This is a genomic window from Eubacterium sp. MSJ-13, from assembly GCF_018918235.1.
Lineage (GTDB): Bacteria > Bacillota > Clostridia > Lachnospirales > Lachnospiraceae > Butyribacter.
In genome coordinates, this window is record NZ_JAHLQE010000068.1 from 1 (window position 1) to 6,126 (window position 6,126).

A 6,126-nucleotide genomic window follows, 5' to 3' on the forward strand; every position below is an offset into this window, starting at 1 on the left:
TAGTGTTATGAGCAAGTAGCAAAGCGGATTGCGAATATCCGCTTGACTTTTCGTTGTATTAGACTGTTTTTTGGTCTTGCAAATTTATGATATAAATAAAACAAAAGGGGCAATTAAAAGTTGCCCCTAAATATTTGTAGTCAGTGATACAGTACACTAATACAACTGCAAAACTATATTTACAACAATAGAGGGAGGGCGATATGTCTTATACGGCTTTATATAGAAAATTTCGTCCCAGCGAATTTGATGAAGTTAAGGGACAGGATCATATAGTTACAACATTAAAAAATGAGATAAGGACAGAACGCATCGGACATGCATATCTGTTTTGTGGTACAAGAGGTACCGGTAAGACTACGGTAGCAAAGATACTTGCGAAGGCTGTTAATTGTGAGCATCCCGTAGATGGAAGCCCATGTGGGGAGTGTGAGATGTGCAGGAAGATAGGCAGCCAGACATCAATGAATGTAATAGAGATGGATGCGGCATCGAACAATAGTGTAGATGATATCAGGGAGATCATAGATGAAGTACAATATTCTCCGGCAGAGGGAAAATATAAGGTCTATATCATAGATGAGGTTCATATGTTATCAGCAGCGGCATTTAACGCACTGTTAAAAACACTTGAGGAACCGCCATCATATGTCATCTTTATACTTGCAACTACTGAGGCACACAAGATTCCCATAACTATCCTGTCAAGATGTCAGAGATATGACTTTAAGAGGATATCAATAGATACGATTTCTGCAAGGCTTAAAGACTTGATGGAGAGAGAGGCTGTCGAAGTAGAAGACAAGGCACTCAGGTATATTGCAAAAGTAGCGGATGGCTCAATGCGTGATGCTTTAAGTCTGCTCGACCAGTGTATTGCCTTTTATCTTGGTGAGAAACTTACTTATGACAAGGCAATCGAAGTGCTGGGGGCTGTGGATACTTCGGTATACAGCCGCATGTTTAACAATATGGCTGATCTGGATGTTATCGGATGTATGAAACTTCTCGATGAGATAATGATTTCGGGAAGAGATTTAAATCAGTTTATAACGGGGCTTGTATGGTACTTGAGAAACCTTATGATAATTGCCGTATCTGCCGGTGGAAGTGAAATGGTAGATGCATCCACTGAACAGCTTGAGCAGATGAGACAGGAATCAAAAAAAGTTGACGAGACAGGTCTTATAAGGTATATTCGTATATTATCGGAGTTATCAAATCAGATAAAGTATGCCACACAGAAGCGTGTGCTTACTGAAGTAGCATTTGTCAAACTGTGTGTGCCGGAAATGGAGAAAAAAACGGCAGATGACAGCCTTTTGGCAAGAATAGATGCGATAGAGAAGAAACTTGAAAAGGGTATTATTGTAAGCGGGCAGACAGACATTGTTGCCAATGGGCAGCAGGGAAATGCTGGCGGTGAAGATGTTTCAGAAACAAAACAGCCTGAAATTGAACTGCCCAAAATGGTATCTGATGACCTGAAAAAGATAAATGAAAAGTGGCAGCAGATACTTTCTGGACTTTCAGTGTCATCACGTTCTTTTTTAACACCTGATATCTGTAAAAAAACAGTATCGCAGGATGGTGAAAAACTTATCTTACAGTTTACAGATGCGACAGCAGAGGCATATTTTAACAGATATGACAAGAGAAACCTTGACGAATTAAAAACTGTCATATCAAATATTGTCGGGGTTGATGCGGGGATAGTAGCTGAGGCTGTGAGTCCTGAGCAGAACAGAAATTCATTGGATCTGTCCCAGATAATCGATAAGATACACTTTGATGTGCAAATAAAAAATTAATTTATGGAGGAAGATAAAATGGCAAAAAGAGGTGGATTTCCAGGAGGCGGAATGCCGGGAAACATGAATAATCTTATGAAACAGGCTCAGCGTATGCAGAGACAGATGGAAGAAAAGACAAAAGAGATGGAGGAAAAAGAGTGGGAGGCAACAGCAGGCGGCGGAGCCGTAACTGTAAAGATCTCAGGTAAAAAAGAAGTTTTGTCAGTAAAACTTGATCCAGAGGTAGTAGATCCTGATGATATTGAGATGCTTGAGGATCTGATAGTTGCAGCAACAAATGAAGCACTTCGCAAAGTTGAGGAAGAAAGTGCAGAGATGATGTCAGCACTTACAGGCGGACTTGGCGGAGGACTCGGAGGTTTATTCTAAGATGGATTTTTACAGTTCGCAGATATCAAATCTGGTTGAGCAGTTATCACATCTGCCTGGGATAGGGAGCAAATCAGCACAAAGACTTGCTTTTCATATACTCAATATGCCACCTGAGCAGGTAAAGGGACTTGCGGATGCCATGACAAATGCGAAAAAAAATGTGAGATACTGTAAGGAATGTTGCACATATACGGATGATGAACTCTGTCCTATATGTGCAAATCCAAAACGCAATCATAAACAGATAATGGTAGTGGAAAATACAAGAGATCTTGCAGCGTATGAAAAAACAGGAAAATATGATGGTGTATATCATGTACTTCATGGAGCTATATCGCCTATGGCAGGAATAGGGCCTCAGGATATAAGGTTAAGTGAACTTATGGTGCGTCTTCAAAAGGATGTGGATGAGGTCATTGTTGCTACAAATAAGACATTGGAGGGCGATACAACGGCAACATATATAAGTAAACTTATAAAACCATTGGGTGTAAAGGTGAGCAGGATTGCGAGTGGTGTGCCTATAGGCGGGGATTTGGAGTATATTGATGAGATTACGCTTTATCGTGCCTTAGAAGGACGCACAGACATGTAAACACCGGTTGAAATGAAATCTGCAAGCTTTACTACCGTAGCAAGATGTGTGGTCTGCAGAGTGGATATATTATTAAGCCCGCTCTCGTTTACTATACCTGTGATAAAAATATCTCCGACATGAGGAAGATTTTTTCCCGTACCTATACCGGGATGAAGAGCACCCTTGCCGAGAGTAACGCAGCCTACATGACTGTTAGTACCAAGAGAAGAATCAAGAGCAATGATATACGGATTTTGTATACTTGCTCTTATTTTTTTAATTGTTATATCAAGATTCTTGGCATGAACAGGGTTTTTTAGTGTTCCATACACATGTATGTCTGAGTTTTTAAAAAGGGATGAAAGTTTGTGACCGACAAGAGGGCCAAGACAATCGCCTATAACTCTGTCAGAGCCAATGCATAGTATAACAAGATTTTTATCTAAAGAAAAACAATCTTTACAGCACTTTCTAAGAGTGTGTATAAAATGAAAAGAAGAGTATGAAGTTTCAGGGTTGAAATATGAGACTTTAGTTTCTTTTTGAATATTCATTAAATAATTTCCAGCCTTTCAAAAAAATATTATATAAAAAAATATTCCCAATAAATGTAAAAATATTCATAAACAAAGGGTTGTCTTTTGACAAAATTCTCGCCTGGAAAATGTTATCCTTTTTCTTGTGTTAATTAGAATAGGCTCTCGGAATTTCTATATACTGATTTCTGAGGTGGATTTATATGAAAAGGAGGAAGGGGTTTGTGGATGATATGATGCACAGATATGTGAAGAAGCCTGAAAATATCAGGCAGATAGGAGAAAGTCCTTATTCGGGAGCAATATATATAGAAGATTATGTTATGACATACATAAGGCAGATATTCAAAGATGAAGGTGAAGAAAAAATAATCCTTATGCTCGGAAAAAGGGGAGAGGAGCAGGCAAAAGGAAATATCTTTATCTATGGGGCTGTTGGAATGGACTTTAAGGTAGTGGATGCAGTGACACAGATATCAGAGAAAGATTGGAGTGAGACATACGAAAAGATATATAAATACTTTCCGGGCACAGAGTTGCTTGGATGGGTATGTGGTGTTTATATGTGGAACAGCAAGGTTGATGCAACAATAAATATAATACATAGAAAATATTTTTCAAAAGAAGAAAACATTCTTTTTTTATTTGATCTTTCAGAGTGTGAAGAAAAAATGTTTAAATGGTCTGATGGAAGTCTGAAAGAACAAAGTGGATATTATGTGTATTATGAAAAGAATCCGCAGATGCAGGAATTTGTACTTGGTGAAAATAAAAATGAAAGTGTGGACGAGCCTTATGAGGATGTTGTAACAGAAGCGATAAGAGAAACGGTGGGTAAAAATACACAGAAGACAACGGGCTCAAAACCGGCAATCTTTATAATGACCATGGCGATTGCTGTAATGTTTGTTATAGGCGGCAATTATATGTTTGAAAGTTTTGCAAAAATAAATAATCTTGAAACAGCAGTTGATGTGCTTCAAGGATATGTTGAAACAACATATGAAAAAAGAGACGAAAAAAATATAAAAAATTCAACACAGACAGCAATTTCGACAGAAGAAAATAAAAAGAGTAGTATTGCTGAAAGTAAAGAACGCAACAGGGAGAAAAAAAGAATAAAAGCAAACGAAAGTAGTGGTAGAAAAAGAACTGGAAATAAAAGGAATATCAAAAGAGAAAATATAACTTCGGGAAGTAAAGGGAAGAATGTTAAACCCAGAAACAATAATAAAGCAACATATGAAACATATAAAGTACAGGAGGGAGATACACTTAGCCAGATAGTATGGAGACAGTATCATTCGCTTGAAAAAATAGCTTCAGTTAAAAAGATAAATAAGATAGGGGACAGCAATAACATAATTGCAGGGCAGGTGTTAAAACTCCCTGTCAGATAGAATATTGCAATGCGAAAAAAGATAAGTTATACTTTACTCAAGAAATAATACAGTCGATTGTGTATATATAAATCAACTGTACAATAGAAACGAGGAGTAGCATGGAAAGTTTAGTAGGACGCTCTCAAAATGTAAATTCGATAATACAAAGAAAAAAGAAAAATAAAAAAATACTGATTATTTCAATAGTCATGATATTAGTGACAGGATTATTGCTTGGGCTGACATATAATCACTATATAAACATGAGTTATAATAGCTATGATATAGAGGAACATTATAAGTTTAAAAGTTCCGGAGACTTATCATTTGTATCATATAAAAATGCCGTTATTAAATATAGTAAGGATGGAATTGCAGCGTTAGATGGCTCTGGAAAGGAGTTGTGGAATGGAAGTTATGACATGTCGTCTCCGGCTGTGGACATATGTGGTGATTATGTTGTAGTGGCAGATATAGGGGCAAAGAGTTTTGTTATATTTAATGGTGAAGATTCAGGTAAAGAATTTACGGCAGATTATCCGATAGTACAGGCTGAGGTATCAAAGCAGGGAATTGTTGCAGTGTTACTTGAAGAAAAAACAGCTAATGTAATAAGGATATATAATCCATATGATGCACAGAACACACTTCTTGCAGAAATACCAACAAACATTGATGACGGATATCCAGTATCAATAGATATATCTGAAGATGGTGTGAATGTGGCCGCAGTATATGTCAGTGTAAATAACAGTAAAATACAGAGCAGAGTGGCATTTTATAATTTTTCAGATGTAGGAAAAAATAGTAATTTTCTTGTAGGAGCACAGAATTATAATGACAAACTGATATCAGAAGTAGAATATATAAATGATACAGATGTATGTGTGTTTGGTGAGGATGGTTATTGTGTATGGACAAATCCACGTCAACCCGAACAGAAATTTGAAAAAAAATACAGAAGTTCAATAAAAAGTGCATTTTACAATTCGAGATACATAGGAGTTGTTTTGGGGGAAGATAATGAAGATACGGCTGAACTTGAAGTGTATGATCTGGCAGGAAAAAAGAAACTCCGTTTAAAACTCAAAGAGAACTACAAGGATATAACATTGAATGAAGACGATGAGATAATGCTGAATTCGGAATCAAAGTGCAGCATATACAGGTTAAATGGGATAAAAAGGTTTTCGAGTAATGTAAATGGGAAAGTCGGATATTTCTTTAAAGCAGATGGGCGCAAGAGCTATTATTTGGTACTTGAAGACGAAATTCAGAAAATAAAATTGAAAAAAAATAAAAAAAATTAAAAAAAGGGGTTGACGAATCATAAATAAAGAGTTATACTAGCAAAGCACTGTTGAGAGAGCAACAAACTTAAACAGTTTGGAGAGGTATCGAAGTGGTCATAACGAGGCGGTCTTGAAAACCGTTTGTCCGCAAGG

6 protein-coding genes are annotated in these 6,126 nt (G+C 36.9%); 5 read left to right on the plus strand and 1 reads right to left on the minus strand.

Features of this window, described 5'->3' with window-relative positions; all coding sequences use genetic code 11:
• The first annotated feature begins 203 nt into the window (after positions 1–203).
• The 3 genes from dnaX to recR are packed head-to-tail and all read left to right on the plus strand — an operon-like array spanning position 204 to position 2,781.
• A complete protein-coding gene (dnaX, locus tag KQI69_RS04345) occupies positions 204–1,811 on the plus strand; it encodes a DNA polymerase III subunit gamma/tau (RefSeq protein WP_216564099.1) in 1,608 nt (535 codons plus the stop codon).
• An 18-nt stretch (positions 1,812–1,829) separates the two neighbouring features.
• Positions 1,830–2,183 carry a YbaB/EbfC family nucleoid-associated protein gene (locus tag KQI69_RS04350; RefSeq protein WP_022223529.1) on the plus strand — a complete coding sequence of 118 codons (354 nt, stop codon included), beginning with the start codon at positions 1,830–1,832 and terminating at the stop codon, positions 2,181–2,183.
• Position 2,184: 1 nt separating this feature from the next.
• Positions 2,185–2,781, plus strand: coding sequence for a recombination mediator RecR (gene recR / locus KQI69_RS04355; RefSeq protein ID WP_216564101.1), 597 nt, complete (start codon positions 2,185–2,187; stop codon positions 2,779–2,781).
• On the opposite strand, the gene yyaC is transcribed toward recR, so the two are convergent.
• On the minus strand, positions 2,748–3,317 hold the full coding sequence (yyaC, locus tag KQI69_RS04360) for a spore protease YyaC (RefSeq protein WP_216564102.1): 570 nt from the start codon (positions 3,315–3,317) through the stop codon (positions 2,748–2,750). The two genes, recR and yyaC, sit on opposite strands and share 34 nt — an antisense overlap.
• 185 nt (positions 3,318–3,502) lie before the next feature.
• On the opposite strand from yyaC, the gene KQI69_RS04365 reads away from it, so the two are divergent.
• Positions 3,503–4,699: a LysM domain-containing protein gene (locus tag KQI69_RS04365; RefSeq protein WP_216564104.1), complete on the plus strand. Its 1,197-nt coding sequence runs from the start codon at positions 3,503–3,505 to the stop codon at positions 4,697–4,699.
• A gap of 101 nt (positions 4,700–4,800) precedes the next feature.
• A complete protein-coding gene (locus KQI69_RS04370; RefSeq protein ID WP_216564106.1) occupies positions 4,801–5,991 on the plus strand; it encodes a DUF5711 family protein in 1,191 nt (396 codons plus the stop codon).
• Positions 5,992–6,126: the final 135 nt, after the last annotated feature.

What these genes read in the sequence shown, in the direction of transcription:
- dnaX (WP_216564099.1), top strand. Translation starts at nt 204, where the DNA reads ATGTCTTATACGGCTTTATATAGAAAATTTCGTCCCAGCGAATTTGAT.
- KQI69_RS04350 (WP_022223529.1), top strand. Translation starts at nt 1,830, where the DNA reads ATGGCAAAAAGAGGTGGATTTCCAGGAGGCGGAATGCCGGGAAACATG.
- recR (WP_216564101.1), top strand. Translation starts at nt 2,185, where the DNA reads ATGGATTTTTACAGTTCGCAGATATCAAATCTGGTTGAGCAGTTATCA.
- yyaC (WP_216564102.1), bottom strand. Translation starts at nt 3,317, where the DNA reads ATGAATATTCAAAAAGAAACTAAAGTCTCATATTTCAACCCTGAAACT.
- KQI69_RS04365 (WP_216564104.1), top strand. Translation starts at nt 3,503, where the DNA reads ATGAAAAGGAGGAAGGGGTTTGTGGATGATATGATGCACAGATATGTG.
- KQI69_RS04370 (WP_216564106.1), top strand. Translation starts at nt 4,801, where the DNA reads ATGGAAAGTTTAGTAGGACGCTCTCAAAATGTAAATTCGATAATACAA.